The organism is Alsobacter soli (assembly GCF_003004785.1).
Lineage (GTDB): Bacteria > Pseudomonadota > Alphaproteobacteria > Rhizobiales > Beijerinckiaceae > Alsobacter > Alsobacter soli.
The window spans coordinates 42,089-62,556 of the sequence record NZ_PVZS01000030.1; the positions used below are offsets into that span (position 1 = coordinate 42,089).

Annotated in this window: 19 protein-coding genes; 4 read left to right on the forward strand and 15 right to left on the reverse strand. The window is 69.4% G+C overall.

Translation table 11 applies throughout. From position 1 onward, the window contains the following. The 11 genes from SLNSH_RS20315 to SLNSH_RS20365 all read right to left on the reverse strand — a co-directional run bounded on the left by SLNSH_RS20315 (position 1) and on the right by SLNSH_RS20365 (position 13,096). Positions 1–2,061 carry an oxidoreductase gene (locus tag SLNSH_RS20315; protein WP_106339381.1) on the reverse strand — a complete coding sequence of 687 codons (2,061 nt, stop codon included), beginning with the start codon at positions 2,059–2,061 and terminating at the stop codon, positions 1–3. Positions 2,062–2,091: 30 nt separating this feature from the next. Further along, positions 2,092–2,964, reverse strand: a complete 873-nt coding sequence (locus SLNSH_RS20320; RefSeq protein ID WP_106339383.1) for a pyrroline-5-carboxylate reductase family protein — start codon at positions 2,962–2,964, stop codon at positions 2,092–2,094. Between the two features lie 3 nt (positions 2,965–2,967). Further along, entirely contained in the window at positions 2,968–3,987 is a 1,020-nt protein-coding gene (locus SLNSH_RS20325; protein ID WP_106339385.1) for an oligopeptide/dipeptide ABC transporter ATP-binding protein, read from the reverse strand. After that, a complete protein-coding gene (locus tag SLNSH_RS20330; protein WP_106339387.1) occupies positions 3,977–4,948 on the reverse strand; it encodes an ABC transporter ATP-binding protein in 972 nt (323 codons plus the stop codon). Before SLNSH_RS20330 ends, SLNSH_RS20325 begins: the two co-directional genes overlap by 11 nt. Next, positions 4,945–5,769 carry an ABC transporter permease gene (locus SLNSH_RS20335; RefSeq protein WP_106339389.1) on the reverse strand — a complete coding sequence of 275 codons (825 nt, stop codon included), beginning with the start codon at positions 5,767–5,769 and terminating at the stop codon, positions 4,945–4,947. Before SLNSH_RS20335 ends, SLNSH_RS20330 begins: the two co-directional genes overlap by 4 nt. Before the next feature lie 10 nt (positions 5,770–5,779). After that, entirely contained in the window at positions 5,780–6,739 is a 960-nt protein-coding gene (locus SLNSH_RS20340; RefSeq protein ID WP_106339391.1) for an ABC transporter permease, read from the reverse strand. Positions 6,740–6,743: 4 nt separating this feature from the next. Beyond that, positions 6,744–8,297 carry an ABC transporter substrate-binding protein gene (locus tag SLNSH_RS20345; protein WP_158266835.1) on the reverse strand — a complete coding sequence of 518 codons (1,554 nt, stop codon included), beginning with the start codon at positions 8,295–8,297 and terminating at the stop codon, positions 6,744–6,746. 26 nt (positions 8,298–8,323) lie between these two features. Beyond that, the gene (locus tag SLNSH_RS20350; RefSeq protein WP_106339396.1) at positions 8,324–9,832 is read right to left on the reverse strand and encodes an FAD-dependent oxidoreductase; all 1,509 of its coding nucleotides are present in this window, start codon (positions 9,830–9,832) and stop codon (positions 8,324–8,326) included. Positions 9,833–9,898: 66 nt separating this feature from the next. Then, a complete protein-coding gene (locus tag SLNSH_RS20355) occupies positions 9,899–10,900 on the reverse strand; it encodes a LysR substrate-binding domain-containing protein (protein ID WP_106339398.1) in 1,002 nt (333 codons plus the stop codon). 113 nt (positions 10,901–11,013) lie between these two features. Next, on the reverse strand, positions 11,014–12,390 hold the full coding sequence (locus SLNSH_RS20360) for a hypothetical protein (protein WP_106339400.1): 1,377 nt from the start codon (positions 12,388–12,390) through the stop codon (positions 11,014–11,016). A gap of 19 nt (positions 12,391–12,409) precedes the next feature. Beyond that, a complete protein-coding gene (locus SLNSH_RS20365; RefSeq protein ID WP_106339402.1) occupies positions 12,410–13,096 on the reverse strand; it encodes a GntR family transcriptional regulator in 687 nt (228 codons plus the stop codon). Positions 13,097–13,283: 187 nt separating this feature from the next. On the opposite strand from SLNSH_RS20365, the gene SLNSH_RS20370 reads away from it, so the two are divergent. The 4 genes from SLNSH_RS20370 to SLNSH_RS20385 all read left to right on the forward strand — a co-directional run bounded on the left by SLNSH_RS20370 (position 13,284) and on the right by SLNSH_RS20385 (position 17,534). Next, positions 13,284–14,270: a 4-hydroxythreonine-4-phosphate dehydrogenase PdxA gene (locus SLNSH_RS20370; RefSeq protein ID WP_106339404.1), complete on the forward strand. Its 987-nt coding sequence runs from the start codon at positions 13,284–13,286 to the stop codon at positions 14,268–14,270. A 104-nt stretch (positions 14,271–14,374) separates the two neighbouring features. Beyond that, positions 14,375–15,370 carry a Bug family tripartite tricarboxylate transporter substrate binding protein gene (locus SLNSH_RS20375; protein ID WP_106339406.1) on the forward strand — a complete coding sequence of 332 codons (996 nt, stop codon included), beginning with the start codon at positions 14,375–14,377 and terminating at the stop codon, positions 15,368–15,370. Positions 15,371–15,432: 62 nt separating this feature from the next. Beyond that, complete coding sequence (locus SLNSH_RS20380) at positions 15,433–15,942, forward strand: tripartite tricarboxylate transporter TctB family protein (RefSeq protein WP_106339408.1); 510 nt, start codon at positions 15,433–15,435, stop codon at positions 15,940–15,942. Between the two features lie 29 nt (positions 15,943–15,971). Continuing rightward, positions 15,972–17,534: a tripartite tricarboxylate transporter permease gene (locus SLNSH_RS20385; RefSeq protein ID WP_106339410.1), complete on the forward strand. Its 1,563-nt coding sequence runs from the start codon at positions 15,972–15,974 to the stop codon at positions 17,532–17,534. A gap of 50 nt (positions 17,535–17,584) precedes the next feature. On the opposite strand, the gene SLNSH_RS20390 is transcribed toward SLNSH_RS20385, so the two are convergent. The 4 genes from SLNSH_RS20390 to SLNSH_RS20405 form a co-directional block, all read right to left on the reverse strand. Continuing rightward, complete coding sequence (locus SLNSH_RS20390; protein WP_106339412.1) at positions 17,585–17,842, reverse strand: DUF2171 domain-containing protein; 258 nt, start codon at positions 17,840–17,842, stop codon at positions 17,585–17,587. Between the two features lie 88 nt (positions 17,843–17,930). Then, on the reverse strand, positions 17,931–19,196 hold the full coding sequence (locus tag SLNSH_RS20395; RefSeq protein WP_106339414.1) for a cation:proton antiporter: 1,266 nt from the start codon (positions 19,194–19,196) through the stop codon (positions 17,931–17,933). 72 nt (positions 19,197–19,268) lie between these two features. Continuing rightward, positions 19,269–19,625, reverse strand: coding sequence for a DUF4087 domain-containing protein (locus SLNSH_RS20400; RefSeq protein WP_106339416.1), 357 nt, complete (start codon positions 19,623–19,625; stop codon positions 19,269–19,271). Next, a complete protein-coding gene (locus tag SLNSH_RS20405; protein ID WP_106339418.1) occupies positions 19,625–20,338 on the reverse strand; it encodes a DUF1028 domain-containing protein in 714 nt (237 codons plus the stop codon). Before SLNSH_RS20405 ends, SLNSH_RS20400 begins: the two co-directional genes overlap by 1 nt. Between the last annotated feature and the right edge of the window lie 130 nt (positions 20,339–20,468).

The following is a 20,468-nucleotide window of genomic DNA, read 5'->3' on the forward strand; positions in this document are numbered from 1 at the left end:
TCAGAAAGCTCGGCAGAGCCGCATGGAGTCGAGCACCGCGGTATGCACGTTGCGGCTCGCGACGGCGTCCCCGACCCGGTGCAGCTCCATGCGCGCCTCCGGCCGCCAGGTGAGCGGTTGCTGCGACACCTCGAGCAGCGCCTCGATGTCCGTCACGCCGTCATTCGCGGAGTGCGGCCGCAGCGCCTGGTAGAGGTCGTCCGCGGGGCGAACGCCGTGCTCTACCAGGATCTGGTCGGCCAGGCGCTCCGTGAGCTGCTCCGAAGCGAGATTCCGGAATGTGGCCGCGATGCGGTTGCCGCGCCGCTCGACCTTGACGATCTCGTGGTCGAACGTCATCGGCACGCCCAGTTCGTAGATCCGCTTCTTCCAGATGATGCGCTCGGCATAGGTGAGCTCCTGCGCCATCTGGGCGTCGATGGAGACGAACTGGACCTTGCGCCCCTCCTGGGCGCCGAGCTCGGCCGCCTGCGGCCCGGGGTGCCGGCCCGTGCCGTCATACACGATCACCTCCTGACCCAGGGGCGTCGTGCCGCCGATGACATCCCACACGCTGGTGACGTGCTCGGCGCCATCGATCCAGTCGATATCGGGGATGCCCCCTGTGGCGATCACCACCACGTCGGGGTTCTCGACCAGCACGTCCTCCACTTCGGCGTAGCGCCCGAGCTCGACCCGCACGCCCATTCGGCGAATCTCCTCGGCGCGCCAGTCGACGATGCCGATCACGTCCCGCCGCCAGCTGGCGCGCTGGCTAAGCAGAAGCTGTCCGCCCAGCTTGTCGGCCGCCTCGAACAGCACGACCTCATGGCCGCGCAGGGCGGAGACTCGCGCCGCCTCCAGGCCGGCGGGGCCGCCGCCGACCACCACGACCTTCCGGCCAGCCCGTTCGGAGCGCTGGATCTCGTGCGGCAGGGTCGACTCGCGGCCGGTCGACGGGTTGTGGAGGCAGTGTGGCCGGTAGGGCGACTGGCAATGCGTGGCGCCCACGCAGGGCCGGATCCGGTCTTCCTCCCCGGCCTCGATCTTGCGAACGATATGCGGGTCCGCAATGTGGGCGCGCGTCATGGCGACCATGTCGAGGAGCCCCTCGCGTATGGCGTGGCGCGCCGTCGCGATGTCGGAGATGCGCGCGGCGTGGAAAACCGGCAGCCCGACCTCGCGCTTGAAGGCGCCCACCTGCTGCAGCCAGGGGGCGATGCGCGACGCCATGCCGGGCATGTTGTCAACCGCCAGAGCGCGCTCCGTGTCCATGCGGCCGTAGATGGCGTTGAAGAAGTCGAGCATCCCGGTGCGCTCGAAGATGTGCGCCACCTCGATGGCGTCGCGCATCGAGAGGCCGGTCTCGCCCTCGTCGATGACGTAGCGCATGCCCACCACGTAGTCGTCGCCGACCTCCTCGCGGATCGCCTCGAACACCTCCAGGCCGAAGCGGCAGCGGTTCTCGATCGATCCGCCGTATTTGTCCGTGCGATGGTTCGTGGATGGCGAAAGGAACTGGCCGATGAGGTGCCCGCCTGCCAGCGTCTCGACGCCGTCGAGGCCGCCCTCCTTGCAGCGCCGGACGGCGGCCGCATAGGCCTTCACGACCCGGCGGATGTCGTGCTCGTCCATCTCCTTGGGAAAGCTGCGGTGCAGCGTCTCGCGCATGGGCGAGGGGCCGATGGTCGGCAGCCACTTGTCAGCATAGGGCTCGCCGCGCCGGCCGAGATGGGTGATCTGCACCATCAGCGCCGCCCCATGGGCGTGCATGCGCTCGGAGAACTGCTTCAGCCAGGGAATGATCTCGTCCGTTCCGACATTGAGCTGCCGGAAGATGTTGGGGCTGTCCGGCGCCACGTTGGACGAGCCGCCGAACATGCTGAGCCCGATTCCGCCCTTGGCCTTTTCGAGGTGGTAGAGCTGGTAGCGCTCCTTGGGCATCCCGCCTTCCTCCATGCCGGAGGCGTGGCTGGTGCTCATCACACGGTTCTTCAGCACCAGGTTCTTGATGCGAAGAGGTTGCAGCAGGGGATCGCGCGCGGCGGCGGCCGGCGCGGGGTTCGCTTCGACGAACGACATGGGTGCGCTCCGAAAGACTGTAGGGGCGGGTCAGCCCCGAGCGGCGGCTCGCGGCTCGGCCGGATCGGGTCGTGGCGGCGGAATGCCGAGAAGTTGGGCCTCCCGGTGGAAGGTGGCGTCGACCATGCGCTCGCAGAGCGCGGGGCCTTGGGTCATGAGCGCCCGGATGGCGGCTTCGGTCGTCCCGCCTGGCGTCGCCGTGCGGGCGACGACGTCCTCAAATGTGAGGCCCTGATCCAGGAGAGCGGCGAGAGCCGCCACGGATTCGGTGATCAGTGCGCGCAGCTCCGCCGGGGAAAAGACCTGGGCCCGGGCGGCGTTCGCCTCCAGAAAGGACCCGCAGAACGCCCCAAGGATCGCCGGCGCGCAGCCGGCGAGATTGGAAGCGATGCGGCTGTCCGCCGGGTCAGTCAGGACGGGGCGGCTGAACCGCTGCAGCAGGGCGGTGACGCGCTCCACGTGCTGGGCCTGCGCCCTTGGGCCGGGCGTCACGAGACAGGCGCCACGCCCGGCGGCATGGGCCGGCGACGGGATGATCTTCACGACGGGCTGCCGGGTCCAGCGGCCGAGATCGTCAAGGGACACGGCGTTGGTGACGCTGACCAGGATGACCTCCGGCCCCATGGCAGGCGCCATGGCGAAGACCGCGCCTCGGTAGGCCTCCGGCGGAACGCAGAGCAGCGCCATGTCGGCCGCCTCGGCCACGCCGCGCAGGTCGGCTACGGCCACGCCGGGCCAGAGCGCGGCCGCCTCGCGCGTCCGGGCCTGGTCTCGTCCGGCGACCACCACCGCCGCCTCCGGCGCGAACCGGCGGATCGCCTCCACGAAGACGGTCCCGATGCGGCCGAGCCCGACGACCCCGACGGTTGGGCCCGGCTGGAGGGGAGGGGCGCCCGGGGCCATCGCTCAGGCCTTCATGGCGGCGTGCGCCGGGGCGGCGGCGGCCTGGGTCGAGAGGGGATTGAAGCACGCGAAGGTGTGCGATCCTCCCGCCAGCACCGGCCGCTCGGCGATGCATTGCGGCGTGCGGCGGGCGCAGCGCGGGGCGTAGTGGCAGGCCCGGGCGGGATCCGGGATGGTCAGGGCGGTTTCATCCGCGTCGCTCGCCACCGGCGTCCGGCCGTGCTGGCGGGCGCGCAGCAGGCTCAGCGTATAGGGATGGCGGGGGTCGCCGAAAATGGCTTCCGTCGGACCCTGCTCCACGATCCGGCCGAAATACATGACCGCGATGCGGTCGCACAGGAAACGCGCCACCCCGAGGTCATGGGTGATGAACACGAGCCCGACACCGGTCTCCCGGTTCATCCGCTTCAGCAGGTTGAGCACCTGCGCGCGCACGGAGACGTCGAGCTTCGACACCGCCTCGTCCGCCACGATGATGCGCGGCTTGACGCTGATGGCGCGCGCGATGGCCACGCGCTGGAGCTGTCCGCCCGAGAGTTCGTGCGGATAGCGCCTGGCGTGCTCGGGCGTGAGCCCCACGCGGGTCAGCAGGGACGCGACTTCGTCGGGGATCTGTTTCTTCGGCACGACGTCGTGCAGCGCCAGCGGCAGCGCGAGCGAACTGCCGAGCGTGAAGCGCGGGTTGAAGGACGAGAGCGGGTCCTGGAACACCATCTGCAGGTCGCGGCGGAATGGCTTCCAGCCGCGCGCGGACAGGTTGGCGAGGTCCGCGCCGCGGTACAGGATCTGCCCCGCGGTGGGCCGGTGCACGCCCAGCATGGTCTTGCCCAGCGTGGTCTTGCCGCTGCCGGACTCGCCCACGAGGCCGATGACCTCGCCGGGCCCGATATCCAGGCTCACGCTGTCGAGCGCGCGGAAGACCTTGTCCTGGCCGAAGCCGGAACGCGTGCGGAAGTCCAGCACGATGTCGCGCAGCTGCATGGCGGGGCCCTGGACGGGCAGGCTGGTCGGCTCAGTCGCCATGGAGGAGGCACCTCGCCTGGTGGCCCGGGCCGACGGCCCGCATCTCGGGGTGAATGGTGCGGCACTGCGGCATCGTCTTGGGGCAGCGGCCCGCGAAGGCGCAGCCCTCCTCCGGGATGCGCCCGCCCGGCTCGCCGGCCAGCTCGAACAGGAACTCGTCCCGCTGCTCCAGCGAGAGCGACGTCTGCAGCAGGCAGGCCGCGTAGGGGTGCTTCGGGCGCCGCAGCACGTCCTCGGCCGGCCCGATCTCGACGATCTCGCCGGCGTACATCACGGCGATGCGGTCGCAGATGTCCTCCGCGATGGCGAGGTCGTGGGTGACGAACAGCACGGAGGCCTTCAGCCGTCGCTGGTGCAGCCGGATCAGGTCCAGGATCTGACGCTCGACGAGGTTGTCGAGGTTGGTGGTGGGCTCGTCCGCGATGATGAGCGCCGGGCGCAGCGCGATGATCATGGCGATGAGCGCGCGCTGCAGCATGCCGCCGCTCAGCTGGTGCGGGTACGACGACAGCACCCGCTCCGGCGCGCGGATGCCGACATCAAGCAGCAGGCTCTCGGCCTCCGACCGCCAGCTCTTGGCGTCAGCCTCCGAGCGGCGCTCGATGGCGTGCTGCAGGTGCCAGCCGATGGTCTTGGCCGGGTTGAACGAGCCCACGGGATCCTGGAAGATCATCGCGAGCTGGACGCCGCGCAGCGCGCGGAAGTCGTCGTCGCCGAGCCCGGACAGCTCCTTGCCCCGGAAGCGGATGGCGTCAGCCTCCACGGCGGCGTGCTCCGGGAGGAGCCGCAGCAGCGACATCCCCGTGACCGTCTTGCCCGAGCCGGATTCGCCGATGAGCCCCAGGACCTCCTCGTCCGCGATGGCGAAGCTGACGCCGCGCACCGCTTTGACGCGGCGGTCCCCGACCGCGAAGGAGGTCCGCAGGTTCATCACCTCGAGGAGGGGCGAGGAGGCGCTCACAGCCGGGCCCTCAGCTTGGGATCCATAAGGTCGCGCACTCCGTCGCTCAGCAGGTTGAGGCCGAGCAGCGCGATCGAGATCGCCACGCCCGAGAGCGTCAGCACCCACGGCGCCCGCCCGAAATATTCGCGGCCGTCCGCCATGATGGAGCCCAGAGACGGGTTCGGCGGCTGCACGCCCAGGCCCAGGAAGCTCAGGCCCGCCTCGATCACGATGCCGAACGCGATCGCCAGGGCGATCTGCACGAACACCGGGGCGGCGATGTTGGGCAGGATCTCGCGGGAGATGATGCTCCAGGTCGACTGGCCCATCAGCGAGGCGGCCTGCACCCAGGGCTCGTCCTTCACCAGCACGGCCATGTTGCGGGCGAGCCGCGCGAAGATGGGCGCGTAGATGAGCGCGATCGCGACTGCGATGTTGGTCACCCCGAAGCCGAGCACCACCATGAGGAACAGCGCCAGCACGAAGCTCGGGAAGGAGAACAGCAGGTCGGACAGCCGCATCAGCACCGCCTGCCACCAGCCGCCGAAATAGGCGGCCACCAGCCCGGCGGCGGTCCCGACCAGCGCGCCCACGAGCACGCCGCAGACGCTCACCGCGAGCGAGACCCGCGCGCCGTAGAGGATGCGGGTCAGCACGTCGCGGCCGAAGGAGTCCGTGCCGAACGGATGGTGCAGGCTGGGCGGATCCAGCAGGGCCAGGAAGTCGGCGTCGGTCGGCGAATAAGGGGACAGCCAAGGCCCTGCGGCCACGCCGGCGAGCACGATCGCGGTGACCAGGGCGCCCACGAGGGCGAGGCGGTTGGCGAGGAAGGCTCTCAAGGGCGTCTCCTCAGGCCGACCGGGGGTTGAGAGCGGCGCAGACGAGGTCCACGGCGAAGTTCACCAGGAGCACGCTGAGCAGGAACGTCAGGGCGCAGGCCTGCACCAGCGGGTAGTCGCGCCCGAAGGCCCCATCCACCATGAGCGCGCCCACGCCCGGGATGCCGAAGATGCGCTCGACCACGACCGTGCCGCCGAGCAGGTAGCGCACCTGGAGGCCGATCACCGTCACGTAGGGAATCAGCGCGTTGCGCAGCACGAAGTGGACGAACACGAAGGCGTCGCGGTAGCCGAGCGAGCGGGCCACGCGCACGTGGTCGCGGTAGAGCGTCTCCAGCAAGGCGGTCCGCAGGATGCGGGTGAACGCCGCCGCCATGGGCGCGGCGATCGCGAGCGCCGGCAGGAAGCCGCTGTAGAGCGCCCCTGCAATGGACTCGGCCGGGGGCGTGAAGCCATAGGACGGGAAGATCCCGAGCCCCAGCGCCAGGGTGTAGACGAGCACGTAGGACAGCCAGAAGTCCGGCATGGAGATGCCGAGCACGGCGAGCGAGGTGGCCGCCGTGTCGGTGAACTTGCCGTGCCGCAGCGCCGACAGCGTGCCGGCGATCAGCGACACGACCACGGCGATCAGCACCGCGTAGAGGCCGATGAACAGGGTGTTCGGCAGCCGCGACGCGATGAGCTTCATGATGGGCGTGCCGCCGGCGACCGTCATGGACAGACCGAAGTCGCCCATGACGGCGCTCGACAGCCAGCGCCAGAACTGCAGGACGAGCGGATCGTCCAGCATCCATTTCCTGTGAAAGGCCGCGATGGCCTCCGGGGTGGCCTGCTCGCCGAGCACGGCGATGGCCGGGTCGCCCGAGCCGGCGCGCATGACGAAGAACACCGTCGCGGAGCCGAGCAGGGCCAGGAGGGCGACGCCGCCGAGCCTGCTCGAAACCCGGCCGATGCTGATCATGCGCGCCATGACGTCAGCCCACCGTCATATGCGCGAACTGGTCCGCGAAGTTGGAGTAGGGAAGCTGGTTGAAGCCCTGCACGTTCGGACGCAGCAGGTTGTGCACGTTGGAGCAGAAACACGGCAGGACCGGCATGTCCTCCACGGCCAGGAGGTCCGCCTCGCGGTAGATCTGGCGCCGCTTGGCCGGATCCATTTCGGCCCGGGCCTTCTCGAGCAGATCGTCCATCTTCGGGCTGCTGTAGCCCTGAATGTTGCGGAACCCCGTGGAGCCCAGGATCTCGCCCAGGTACTCGTCCGGGTCGACGAGGCCGAGCCAGCCGAACACGAGCGCCTGGTAGTCGCCCGCCTTGGCCTTGGCGAAGGCGGCGTTGAACTCCATTGCCTGCAACTGGAACTTGGTCCCAAGCGTCTGGTTGACCATGCCCACCATGATCTCGCCGGTGCGCCGCCACCAGTTGGAGCCCCAGACGATCACGGTGGCTTCCGTGCCGGGCCCGTACTTGGACTTCGCGAGCTCCTGCTTCGCCTTCTGCGGGTTGAAGCTCGTGTAGTCGGAGTGGAAGCCCTTGCCTTCCGGCCAGAGCGACGGGGGCAGCACGCCCGGAATGGCGACGCCCTCGCCGAAGATCGCGGCTTTCACCAGCACGTTGCGGTCGAACGCCATGGACACGGCGCGGCGGAAATGGACGTCGTCGAAGGGCGCCTTCGTCACGTTCAGGGCGAAGTAGCGGGTGTTGAGACCCGGCTGCTTGAGCACCTTCACCTCGGAGGTGCGCTTCTCCAGCGCCGGCACGTCCGCGAAGGGCGCCGTGCTGGTGAGGTCGACCTGGCCGCCCAGGATGGCGGTCATGCCGCTCGATTCTTCGGCGATGATCGGGATCTTGACGCTGCGGATCTTGGGCTTGCCGCCGAAATAGTCGTCGAAGGCGACCATGTCGACGCTCTCGTTGGACTTCCAGTCCTTCACCATGAAGGCGCCCGTGCCGACCGGCTTGCGGCCGAAGCCTTCGCCAGCCGCCTCGACCGCCTTCTTGGAAACGATCTGGGTGCCGGTGCGGGTGTTGGTGAGGTAGTTCAGCAGCGGCGCATACGGCGTCTTGGTCGTGATGCGCACCGTGTAGGGATCCACCGCCGTGACCGAGGCGATGGCCGTGACCTTGCCGCGGTTCGGCGAGGCCAGCTTCTCGTCCATGACGCGCTCGATGGAGAACTTCACGTCCTCGGCGGTCATCTCGTTGCCGTCGTGGAACTTGACCCCTTTGCGCAGCTTGAACTCGACCGTGGTCGGGTCGACCGTCGCGTAGCTCTCGGCCAGGTCCGGCACGATCTCCATCTTCTCGTTGAACTTCAGCAGCCCGTTGAAGGCGCCGTAGATCACGTAGAACTCGGGGACCAGGCTCGCCCTTGCGGGGTCCAGCGTGTTGATGACGTTGAAGCCCGCGATGCCCGCGCGCAGCTCGTCGGCCGCAAGCGCGGCCGAATTCATCCAGGGCAGCCCCGCGAGCGCGGCGGCGCCCGCGCCAAGTTTCAGGGCCGTTCGGCGGCTCAGCTTGTGCTCGTTCATCAGTCCCTCCTCCAGCGTCCGTGTCGTTAGGCGGCGGGCGCCTCTCTCATTGGCGCGACCGTCCGGGTTCCCGGCCGGAAGATCGCGTCGACTTCGTCGCGGTAAGCGGCGATCTCCCGCCGCGTCCGATCCTCGTCCCATCCGAGCAGGGCGCCCGCCTCTGCGGCGGCCCGCATCATGGCGTCCTCCTCGAAGGGGTCCGTCCAGGCTTCGCCGGTCCTGCGAAACAGGATGTCGCTAAGCGTTTCGGCGTGGGCCAGCGGCGAGGCGGTCGGGGCCCCTCCGGCGCGGGAAGCCGGGCCGGATGGTTGCAACTTGTGGGCCACGGCCGAGAGAATCTCGCGTCCCGCGGAGCGGTGCGTCATCACCGGTCCCGCCGTCATCGCGAAGGCGTTCGGCAGGCCGTCGAGGCTGAGGTCGTGCAGCACCCGCGAGCGGTTGCCGAAGGGCACGTTCTCGTCATAAGTCAGCGGTCGCACGCCGGCCCACGTGAACAGCACCGAGGAGCGCGTCAGGCCCAGGCCGGGGAACAGCCGGTTCGCCTCGCGCAGCAGGAAGTCGCACTCGTCGTCGGTGACGAACACGCGGTCCGGGTCGCCGCGATACTCGGTCTCGGTGGGCCCGAAATAGTGCAGGTGCTTCCAGGGCAGGCAGTAGAAGGGCTCCTGCAGGCTGTTGAGCGTCGCCACACCGAGCCCGCGGCATTCCGGAGGCAGTTGCACGACGATATGGCAGCCCTTCGTGCCGAAGATCTTGCGGCCGGCCCGCGGCTCTGCCTCGTGGAGCAATCCGTCCATCCAGACGCCCGCGGTCACCACCACGGAGCGCGCCGCCACGGTCACGGGAGCCGCCTGGGAGCGCAGGTCCGTGAGGGTGACGCGCCACAGGCCGTCGGCTCGCGGTTTCGAGAGAGCCGCTTGCGTGTAGTTGCGCGCCACGGCTCCGGCCTGCTCGGCTTCGCCGATCGCGTCGAGGCAGACCCGCTCCGGCCAGTCGAACTGGTACTCCCGGAACCGGGCGACGCTGGCCAGCTTGTCCTGATCGCGGAGACCGGAAATCAGGGGGCTTCGGGCCACTTCGGCCCGGGAGAGGCGCTCGTAGTCGAGCGGCACGTCCTTCGGCCCGAGCGCCTGCAAAAGCCGGAACGCGGCGTCGAGCTGCCAGCCCCGATAGGGGCCATCCCGATAGACGGGGAAATGGAGCTTCATGACCGCCGTGCGTTCCGGGCAGGCTTTCACGAACTCGCTGCGCGCCTCCATCCCGAGCTTCGCCATGCGCAGCGCCGTGCGGAAGCGGCCCGGGTGGCGTACGAAGTCGAAGAGGGAGCGGCCCGGCGCAAGGTAGCGCAGGCCGCAATGGAGAAGACGGCTGGACCGGGAGGAAGCGCCGGAGCCGAAATCGCCCTTGTCCACCACCAGCGTGCGATAACCGGCTGCCGAGAGATCCCGCGCCGCGCTCGCCCCATTGACGCCTCCGCCCACCACGATCACGTCGAAGCTTTGGGCGTCCAACGCGGCGAGGGCGGCGCGCGTCATGGCCGGGTCTCGCTGCGTCGGGATTGCAAGGGCGTGAGGGTCACCGGCGAGGGCTCCGGAAGCGGTTCATTTCAGTTTGGTGAAATTGCGTATGCCGTCAAATGCGCTCACATTCGGCGTGTATGCCGTTTCGTTATAGGTGCGCCCCAGCATGCGCTCGACCTGGGCGAGCGTCTCGCGGCGTCGCGCACGCAGGATGCCCATGAAGTCGCGGGCGATGCGGGACATGGGCCGGTGCGTCGGATGCAGGATCCCGATGCGAATCTCGACAGCCGGCTCGAACCGGATCGCCACGACGGGCTTGTCGGCGAAATCGAGGGCCGTGAAGGGATCGACGAAGCCGACGCCCAGGCCGTAGCTGACGAAGGTCGCCACCCCGGCGACCACCTGGGTGTCGAGGACGAGGTCGCGCTGCACGCCCTCCTTGTCGAAGAGCCGGTCCACAAGGATGCGTCCCACGGTGTTACGTGTCTGCGAGATGAAGCGCTCACCCTGCAGGTCCCTGGGTCCCACGACGCTCCGTTCCGCCAGCGCGTGCCCGGCCGGCACGGCGAGCAAGTATGGCATGCGCGCGAATTCTTCGACCTCGATCCCGGGTCGTTCGAACTGGCCCTGTTCCAGCGGGTATTCCGCGAATCCAAGGTCGATCTGCTGGGCGGCGGCCCATTCCTCGACCTTCGGCGACATCTGCACGTTGAGCGAGATGCGCGTGCGGGGGTGGGTTTCGTTGAAGGCCCGGATCGCCTTGGGCAGGAAGCCCAGGGCCATCAGCGGGAACGAAGCCAGGTTGAGGCTGCCGGCCTCCGCCGAGCGGATTTCCCGCGCCAGCTCCCGAATCTTGTCGACCGACACGAAGGTGCGCTCGACCTCCTCGTAGAGGAGCAGCGCCTCGGGCGTCGGCACGAGACGCCCGGAAGACCGGTCGAACAGCGTAAGCTCGAGCGAGGACTCGAGCTGGTTGATCAGGCGGCTGACCGCCGGCTGCGACACGTCGAGCAGTTCTGCGGCGCCGGTTGTCGACCGGGCGATCATGACGGCCCTGAAGGCCTCGAGCTGGCGGATGTTCACGGCGTCCTGCGCGGTCGGGTCCGAGGCGGCCAGGCCGCCCTGCTTGCTTCAGCCTGAGCGCGCTCTGCGGTTGAAGCAAGCTGGCTGAACGCGTTCGCGACGCGCCGCTCCTCTCAGCCCAGCAGGCCCGCGCCGTCCTGCGCTTCGCGAAGCCGCCACAAGGCGCTGTCCGGCGTGGTGGACACGTCCGCCGCCGTGAGCGTGTGACCCGCGGGAACGTCGCGCAGCAGCGCGGCGCCGGGAAGCAGATAGTAGGGCAGGGGGCCACCCCCGGACAGCGCAGCGGCGGGCTGGATCAGGGGCTCCAGGTCCGGGAAGGCGTGGCGCCGTCCCAGGGTGAAGCGGTGGCCCGCCTTCAACGCCGTCCGCGTGCGGCCGACCACGTCGAAGCGCTGGCGCGGCGCCTCGCCGCCTGTGCCGCGGCCGGTCCTGAGGGCCGAGAGGAGCGACAGCCCGACCTCAGCGCCCAGCAGGTGCACTGGGTTGTGCAGCATCAGCCGCCGCCCGGATCGGCTCCCCGGCATGCCCTTGGAGGCCAGCAGCCGGCCCGTGGCGGGATCCGGCGTCTCGACCACCACGAACACGCCGCCCGCGAAGCTGAGTTCGTCCGGCCTGCGCAGGCAGGTGAAGACGTCCACCACGCCCGACCGGGAGAGAATGCCCCCGTCGTCCTTGGGGCCGAACACATCGGCCAGCTCAGCCGTGCGGGCGACGGGCCCATGCATGGCCGCCGTGTCCGGCTGCAGCCCGCACTGGTTGGCCACGATGGTCATCTCCGTGTGGTCCGGCACGGTGGCGGTGGGCAGGGAGGGATTCACCCGCTCGCCGATGCGCGCGACGGGGTCGGCCGGGGTGAAAAGGGCGTCGTAGCCGTCGGGCGCGTGTTCCGTACGGCCCCAGGCTGTGATCGTCCGTTTCTGCGGATCGTAGACGTAATCCGACTCGGTCGACTTGCCGGCCGCGACCACCGGGAAGCCGAGCGCCTGCGCGCGCTGGATGAGCTGGCACAGCAGGCTCGGCTGGTCGCCTTCCACCAGCGTGTGCACGAGCCCGGCGGCCTTGGCGCGTCGGGCGAGCTCCGGCCCCACCACGACCTCGGCCTCCTTGGTCGCCATGGCGACGTGGTAGCCGAACCCGAGCGCCTGGTCGGCCACGGCTGCGGCCCCGAAGGGGTCGCCCGTCGCCTCCACCACGGCCTTGAGCGGCAGGTCGGCCAGCAAAGCGCTGTCCTCCAGGATGGCGATTCGGCCGGCTTCGATGGCCGCCAGCGCTTCGGCCCGCGAGCCGGCGACGCGAATGGCCTCGCCATCGTAACCTCCTGCGGCCAGAGCGGCCTTGGCGCGAGCGACGTCCCGGTCGCACACGGCCGCGAGCGCCAGTTCGGGGATCCGGCGCGACTGCGCCACCAGCGTGGCGCCGAACTCGCCGGCGCCCACAAGGGCGTAGGGGCTCCGCCCGGCCCGCGGGCCGGATCTCGTCTGGTCGGTCATGAGGGGGGCTCCTTGGGGGTCAGAGCGCGTCTTTCACGCGCTCCCACGTGCGATCCATGTGGCTGGACAGGGCGGCCGCGAGCGCGTCGCCGTCTCGGGCCCCGAGCGCCTCCATCATGGCCTCGTGGTCCTCGACCGCGCCGGCCCATTTGTCCGGGCCCTCGTTGCCGATGTACCGGATGCGCTTCAGCCGGGCCTGCAGTAGCCCGTGCACGTCGGCGAGCGCCTGGTTCTTCGACATCCGCAGGATGGCGGAGTGGATGGCCTGGTTGAGCTTGAAATAGGCCAGGCGGTCCCGACGGGCGTAGAGGTCCAGCATTCGGGCGTGCATGGCCTGGAGTTCGCGGATCTCGTCGTCCGTCGCGTTCTGGCAGACCAGACGGCCCGCCAGGCCTTCCAACGTGCTCAGCACGGTGAGGGCGTCGCGCACGTCCTTGGGCGTGAACTGGCGCACGATGGCGCCCCGTCCCGGCGCGAGCTCGATCAGCCCTTCGCTCGCAAGGTACTTGAGCGCTTCCCGCAGGGGCGTGCGCGACACGCCCAGCTCGCGCCCGAGATTGCCCTCGTGGACGCGCGAGCCGGGCGGCAGCGTGCCTTCGGTGATCATGTCGCGGATTCGCCCGACGATGGCGTCGTGCAGGCTGTGCCGCACGATGGGGCGATGCTCGTCCAGCGGCGACCCCGCCTCGATACCCAGCGCATCCATCACCGGCGTCTCCACCCCATCCTTTTGCAGCAGCTTACGCCCGGATGCAGCCATCCACAACTCTCTGAATGCTGCATACAGCATTCTTGATGCCTGCATGAACCGATGCTAGCGTGGTTGCAACGACGGAGGAACGCCAGCTTTGAGCGCAACACTCGCCACCCCGCGCCCGACGATCGCCTTTGCGATGGGCGATCCCGCCGGCATCAGCCCCGAGCTCGCGGCGAAGCTGCTCGCGCTCTCCGAGGTGCGTGAGTCCGCCGACATCGTGGTCTTCGGGGACCGCCGCATTCTGGACGAGGGCGCCCGGGTCGCCGGCGTCGATCCTGCCATCGAGACCGTCGACGAGGCGCAGCTCGCCGCGTCTCCGCGGGGCCGCTCGGTGTTCGTGGACCTGGAAAATCTCGCCGTGGAGGACGTGACGCCCAAGGAGGCGACCCTGGCCGGCGGCCAGTTCGCCACGGGCAACTTCCGCAAAGCGCTTCAGCTCGCGGCAGCCGGCCGGGCGGACGCGGTGTTCTTCACGCCCTTCAACAAGAAGGCGATGCGCCTCGCGTACCCGAACTACGACGACGAGATCCGCTTCATCAACGACGTGCTCGGCCGCTCCGGCCCGGCCAGCGAGTTCAACGTCCTGGGCCAGCTCTGGAACGCGCGCGTCACCTCGCACATCCCGCTCTCGGGCGTGGCGGCGGCCATCACCCGAGAGGCGATCCTGCGCAGCCTGACGCTGGCGGACCGCGCCATGCGCGACGCCGGCTTCCAGCGCCCGCGCATCGCGGTGGCGGGCCTCAACCCCCACGCCGGCGATGACGGCAACTTCGGTCGCGAGGAGATCGACGTGATCGAGCCGGCGGTGGCGGAGGCTGCGTCGCGCGGCATCGTGTGCGAGGGGCCATTCCCCTCCGACACGGTGTTCCTGCGGGCCAAGGCCGGCGTTTTCGACGCGGTGCTGACCATGTACCACGACCAGGGCCAGATCGCGATGAAGCTCATGGGCTTCGACCGCGGCGTCACGCTTCTGGGCGGCTTCCCGTTCCCGATCTGCACGCCGGCCCACGGCACCGCCTACGACATCGCCGGGCAGGGCATCGCCAACATCGGCGCCTCGCGCGAGGCGATCCTGCTCGCCGCCCGGATGGGCCGCGAAGCGCGGATGCGCGCCGCCGCCTGACGTCTTCGCCGGGCATGAGCCCAGCCCACGCCTTCGCGGACCGCCGGAGCCAACCGGCGGCCGCCCGTCAACGAACCAAGCGTCTCCACGGAGGAAACATCGCCATGAAACGGATCACCGCGCTCGCCCTGGCGCTCGCCGCCACGGTCGCGTCCGCGCCCCTGGCCCAGGCCGCCTGGCAGCCCAGCAAGCCCATCGAGTTCGTCGTGACCTCCGGCCCGGGCGGCGGCACCGACACCTTCGCCCGCGTCGTGCAGTCGATCATCACCAAGCACAAGCTGGTCGAGCAGCCGATCGTGGTGACCAACAAGGGCGGCGGCAGCGGCGCCGAGGGCTATGTCTACGGCAAGGCCTCGGCCGGCGACCCCCACAAGGTGATCTTCGGCACCAACAACGAGTACCTCCTGCCGCTCGTCGCCAAGCTCGCCTTCAAGCCGGACGACCTCACGCCCGTGGCCGCCATGGCCATGGACGAGTTCCTGATCTGGGTGAACGGCGCCGCGCCCTACGCCGACGCCAAGAGCTACCTCGAGGCCGTGAAGGCCAAGCCCGAGGGCTTCAAGATGGGCGGCAGCCAGTCCAAGGACACGGACGAGACGCTGACCAAGCTCATCGAGGGAGCCACCGGCGCGAAGTTCATCTACGTGCCCTTCAAGGGAGGCGGCGAGGCCGCGGTGCAGCTCGCCGGCGCGCACGTCGACTCCAACACCAACAACCCGAACGAGAACATCGGCCAGTGGAAGGCCGGTCTCGTGAAGCCGCTCTGCGTGTTCAGCCCCGAGCGCCTGCCCGCCGGCGCGAAGGTCACAGCCGACAAGGGCTGGTCCGACATCCCGACCTGCAAGGAGCAGGGCGTGCCGATCGACCAGTTCCAGATGCCCCGCACCGTCTGGCTGACGCCCAAGGCCCCGGACGACGCGGTGACCTACTACGCCGACGTCCTCGCCAAGGTGAAGGATACGCCGGAGTGGAAGGAATACATCGAGCGCACGTCCCAGACGAGCCGCTTCCTGAGCGGCAAGGACCTGAAGACCTTCATCGCCTCGGACGAGGAGAAGAACCGCAAGGTCTTCGAGAAGGAAGGCTGGGTGGTGAAGTAGCCCCGACCCGCCGGCCCCGGCGTCCGCGCCGGGGCCGCAGGCCCGCTCGAAAAGGGTGAACCATGACCCATACGACCCCTGAGACCCCGGCGCCTGCCCTCGTCTCGCGTCGCGCCGCCGAGGTCGCCGCGGCCCTGTTCACTGGCGCGCTCGGCGCGACCGTGGTGGTCGGCGCCCGCGAATACGGCGTCGGCTGGGACAGCGCCGGGCCACAGCCTGGGGCCTTCCCGTTCTATCTCGGCCTCATCATCGTGGCCGCGAGCCTGGCGAACCTCGTCCGGGGGGTCCTCGCCGGCGCCGGCGGCGCCTTCGTGGACCGTGACCAGGCCCGGCAGGTGCTGGCCTTCTTCGGGCCTATCGTGGCCTTCGTGGTCCTCACCGTCACGCTCGGGCTCTATGTCGGCGCGGCGCTCTACCTGTTCGGCGTCATGCTGGTGCAGGGCAAATACAGGTGGTGGATCGCGCTGCTGGTGAGCATGGGCGTGTCCGTTTTCTTCTTCGTGGTGCTGGAGCGCTGGTTCCAGGTGCCGCTGCTCAAGGGACCGCTGGAAGCGGCCCTCGGCATCTACTGAACGCAACGAAGCCGCCGGGGAGGGCGCTCGTGGAGAACCTCAACTCGCTCATGCACGGCTTCGGGGTGGCGGCCACCGGCTTCCACCTGATGCTCATGGTGGTCGGCGTCCTGCTCGGCATCCTGGTCGGCGTGCTGCCCGGCCTCGGCGCCCCGAACGGCGTGTCGCTGCTCCTGCCGCTGACCTTCTCGATGGACCCGGTGTCGGCCATCATCCTGCTCACCAGCATGTACTGGGGCGCGCTCTTCGGCGGCTCGACGACGTCCATCCTGTTCAACATCCCGGGCGAGCCGTCCTCCGTCGCGACCACCTTCGACGGCTATCCCATGGCCAAGCAGGGCCGGGCCACCGAGGCGTTGAGCCTGGCCTTCCTGTCCGCCGGCTTCGGCGCGCTGGCGGGCGTGGTGCTGATCACCATCCTGTCCACCTGGGTGGCCAAGTTCGCCCTGCGCTTCAGCTCGCCCGAGTATTTCGCGGTCTATTTTCTGGCCTTCGCCAGCTTCGTGGGCCTGGGCGGCGCCTCGCCCTTCAAGACGATCGTCTCCATGATGCTCGGCTTCGCCTTCGCCACGGTGGGCATGGACACCATTTCGGGCAGCCTGCGCCTGACCTTCGGCTTCAGCGAGCTCCTGAACGGCGTCAGCTTCCTGGTCGCGGTGATCGGCCTCTTCGGCATCGGCGAGCTCATCCTCACCATGGAGGAGGGGCTGCGGTTCGAGGGAATTCGGGCGCGCATCAGCCCACGCGACGTGTTCGCCACGATCGCCAGCATGCCGCGCTACTGGGTCTCCCTGCTGCGCTCAAGCCTGATCGGCTGCTGGATGGGCATCACGCCGGGCGGACCGACGGCCGCCTCCTTCATGAGCTACGGTCTCGCCAAGCGCTTCGCGCGCAACAAGGAAGGCTTCGGCAAGGGCCGCCCGGAGGGCGTCGTGTGCCCGGAAACCGCCGACCACGCGGCCGGCACCAGCGCGATCCTGCCGATGCTGGCGCTCGGCGTGCCGGGCTCGGCCACCGCCGCCGTGATGATGGGCGGACTCATGATCTGGGGCCTCAACCCCGGCCCCATGCTGTTCATCGACAAGCCGGACTTCGTGTGGGGGCTCGTCGCCAGCATGTATCTCGGCAACGTGGTGGCGGTGGTGCTGGTCCTGGCGACGGTGCCCTTCTTCGCCGCCATCCTGCGCATCCCCTTCGCCATCATCGGCCCGGTGATCGTGGTGGTCTGCTTCATCGGCGCCTACACGGTCTCCAGCGCAACCTTCGACCTCTGGCTGGCGCTGGCCTTCGGGCTCGTGGGCTACGTCTTCAAGAAGCTCGACTACCCGATCGCGCCGCTGGTGCTGGCCATGGTGCTGGGCGACAAGGCGGAGGACGCCTTCCGCCAGTCCATGATCATGTCGCGCGGCTCTTTGGCGATCTTCTGGTCCAATCCGCTCGTCACGGGCCTGACGGCGCTGGCGCTCACCCTGCTGCTGTGGCCGGTGGTGGGCTTCGCCAGGGAGTGGGTGCGCGCCTCACGGGCCTCAGCCCTGCGTCCGCTCTCGGTCCGGGGCGCGGCCGACGAGGCGACGGGCGGCCTCTCTCGCTGATACAAGGGCGCGCCGGGCCGCTGCGCCCGGCGCGCATCCCGACCTCCGCGTCAGGCGGCCGGCGAGCCGCCCTGCTCCTCCTCGAAGGTGACCGCCACGTCGCCATTGGCGGACAGGCGGACCTTGTCGCCCTCGACATCGGCCACGAGGCCGAGCGACACGTAGTGGTGGTGGCCCTTGTGGGCGCCTTCGCCGCTGTCCTTCCGGGTCAGCTTGATCCGTTGCCCCTCGACGGCGTCCACCGTGCCGACATGCACGCCGTCGGCCCCGATGACGTTCATATGCTCCTTGATGCGGCTGGCGTCCATGGCGGCTCTCCTTTTCCGATGACGAGCCACAACGCCTGAACCTGCGGGGAGGATGCGTCCCGTCCGGTGAGTTGCAGCCCCGGTCCGGTCAGGACCCGGAGCCCTCCAAACGGCCAGAGGCGCCTGTCCGCCGCGCCACCCATCCGAGGGTGGAGCCCTGGACCAGGATGGAGAAGATCACCACCGCATAGGTCGCGGCCAGGATGGGGGTCTTCTCGGGGGCGCCCGGCAGCGCCAGCGCGAGGGCGACGCAGATGCCGCCCCGGACGCCGGCCCATGTGAGCAACGGGACGTTGCGCAGCGACAGGCGCCGGCTCCATGGAATCGCCAGCAGCGGCGCCGCCACGGCGACAAGCCGCCCGGCGAGCACGATGAAGGGGCTGAGAAGCGCCAGCGTGAGGGACCAGCCCTGGAACGGCACGGCGATGACCTGCAGGCCGAGCAGCAGGAACAGCATGGCGTTGAGGACCTCGTCGATCAGCGTCCACAGGCCGGACACATAGGCCTTGGTCTTGTCGCTCATGGCGTAGCGGGGCCCGCGCTCGCCAATGAGGATGCCGGCCACCACCACCGCCAGGGGACCGCTGGCCCCGACGGATTGCGCGAGGCTGTACGTCACGGTCACGAGCGCGAGCGTGATCATCACCTCGACGGGGAAGTCGTCCACCGCCTTCATGGCCCGATAGGCCACATAACCGAAGCTTAGGCCCAGGATCGCTCCCCCGCCGGCCTCCCGGACAAGCTCCAGCGCCACCGTGGCGGCGGTCGGCTCGGTCTTGCTGGTCGCAACCCCTACCAGGAGCGTGAACAGCACAACGCCTACGCCGTCGTTGAACAGCGACTCGCCCTGCAGTTCGGTCTGGACCCGCTCGGGGATGGGAGCGGACTTCACCATGCTGAGCACGGCGACCGGATCGGTCGGGCTGATCAGGGCCCCGAACACCAGGCACCAGCTCAGGCCGATCGGGTTGCCCAGCCAGCGCGCCGCCGCCCAGAAGACGACGCCCACGACCGCGGTGGTGATCACCGTCGCCACCACCGCGAGGGTGGCGACCGGCCAGGCCCGGTCCCGCAGCCGGTCCCAGTCCATGTCGAAGGCGCCGGCGAACAGGAGGAAGCACAGCATCCCGTTCAGCACGACGTCGGGGAAATCGATCTGCTTGAGCGTGTCGGCGAGGGGCGTCGCCAGGCGCACGTCGGGAAACAGGCGCTGCACGACCACGAGCGCCAGCGAGGTCGCGAGCGCCAGGGACACCATGCCGATGGCGTTCGGAATGCGCAGCAGCTTGACGTTCACCCACCCGAACAAGGCCGTGAGAAACAGCAGGACGGCGGCGAGTTGGAGGGCCGACATGAGGAGGCTCGCGAGGACGGGGCCTGCCTCAACGGCGCTTGCGCGCGAGCGTTGCCGCGCGACGCGCTCCTGTCAGTCCGGCTTGGGCAGGCTCCTGTCCTTGCGGCATTGGGCGAGCTTCAACTGCGTGAAGCCGGAGATGCGCAACACGGTCTTCGTCTCGCGGTCGACGTCGGCGGTCACGCAGGCGCAGGCGTACCCATAGGCGCCGTTGGTGCGCACATAGTCCCGCTCGGAAATGTCGGGGATCATGTCCATCCCCTCGGCCTCCGACCCGCCTTGGGTGGCGAGAGTCCACGAGCCGGACGCGTCATCCAGGTACCAGTTGCCCGGAGTGGGGTTCTGCAGCCACCCGCAGCGGCGCTCTTCCGCGTGGGCGAGGCCGGCTCCCACGATTAGCCCAACGGCGACAAGCCCCCAAAGTCGCATCAGCGCCCCCGCTTCGCGAGAAAGTCCTCGATCATCCGGTCGATGTCCGGCCGGCTGGTGATTCCCGCCGGATTGTCGCGCGTCGCGAAGGCGCCCGAGAAGGGGATGTAGCGCTCATGGGCCACGTCCCAGAGCCGACGCAGCTCAGCGAGCGGGTCCGCGTGGTCGTCCACCCGGAGGTCGAGGATGGGATATTCCTCCGTGGTCCAGATCTTCAGCGCCGCGCTCTGCTTGCCGCGCTTGTCGCCGCCGGCCGCCTCGCCCGCCTCCAGCGCCCGGATCAGGCGCTCGGCGAAGGGCTGGTCGCTGTTGGCCTGGTAGGCCGCAAGCGTATCAGCGACGACCGCGGGGCCGGCCAGCATGTTTCCCGCCACGGAGACGCCGTCGGCCAGCACATGCCCGCACCAGTCGACGCAGGCCGGGCCGGTCCAGGCGAAGTTGCGGCCGTGGCGGTCGATCACGTGGAGCTGTCGCTGGTCGCGCCCCTCGTCCGCCGCCGTCAGAGCCGCCACGACCTGCTCGGCCGGGATGTCGTCCTCCAGCATGCGCAAGCCCCTGAAGCCGTAGAGCGGGTTCATCAGCGCCTGCGTGGCGAGCGCCCCGACGCCGCCTCGCCCGTGCGGGCAGAGCGCGCCGACGGCGAAGAAGCGGGTCGCGATGGCGACGCCGAAATGTCCGGTGGCGGGATCCTTGGCGACGATGGACCAGGTCATGGGGTGGGGCTCTCCTGCTGCAGGAAAGGGGTGGAGGGAACTGAAGCGCTTGGCAATAAGAAAAAAATCCTTGACATTGTGGGAGCCTTCGGGCAGCTTTCCCTCACTCTCGACCCGGGAGGGGAGCGCA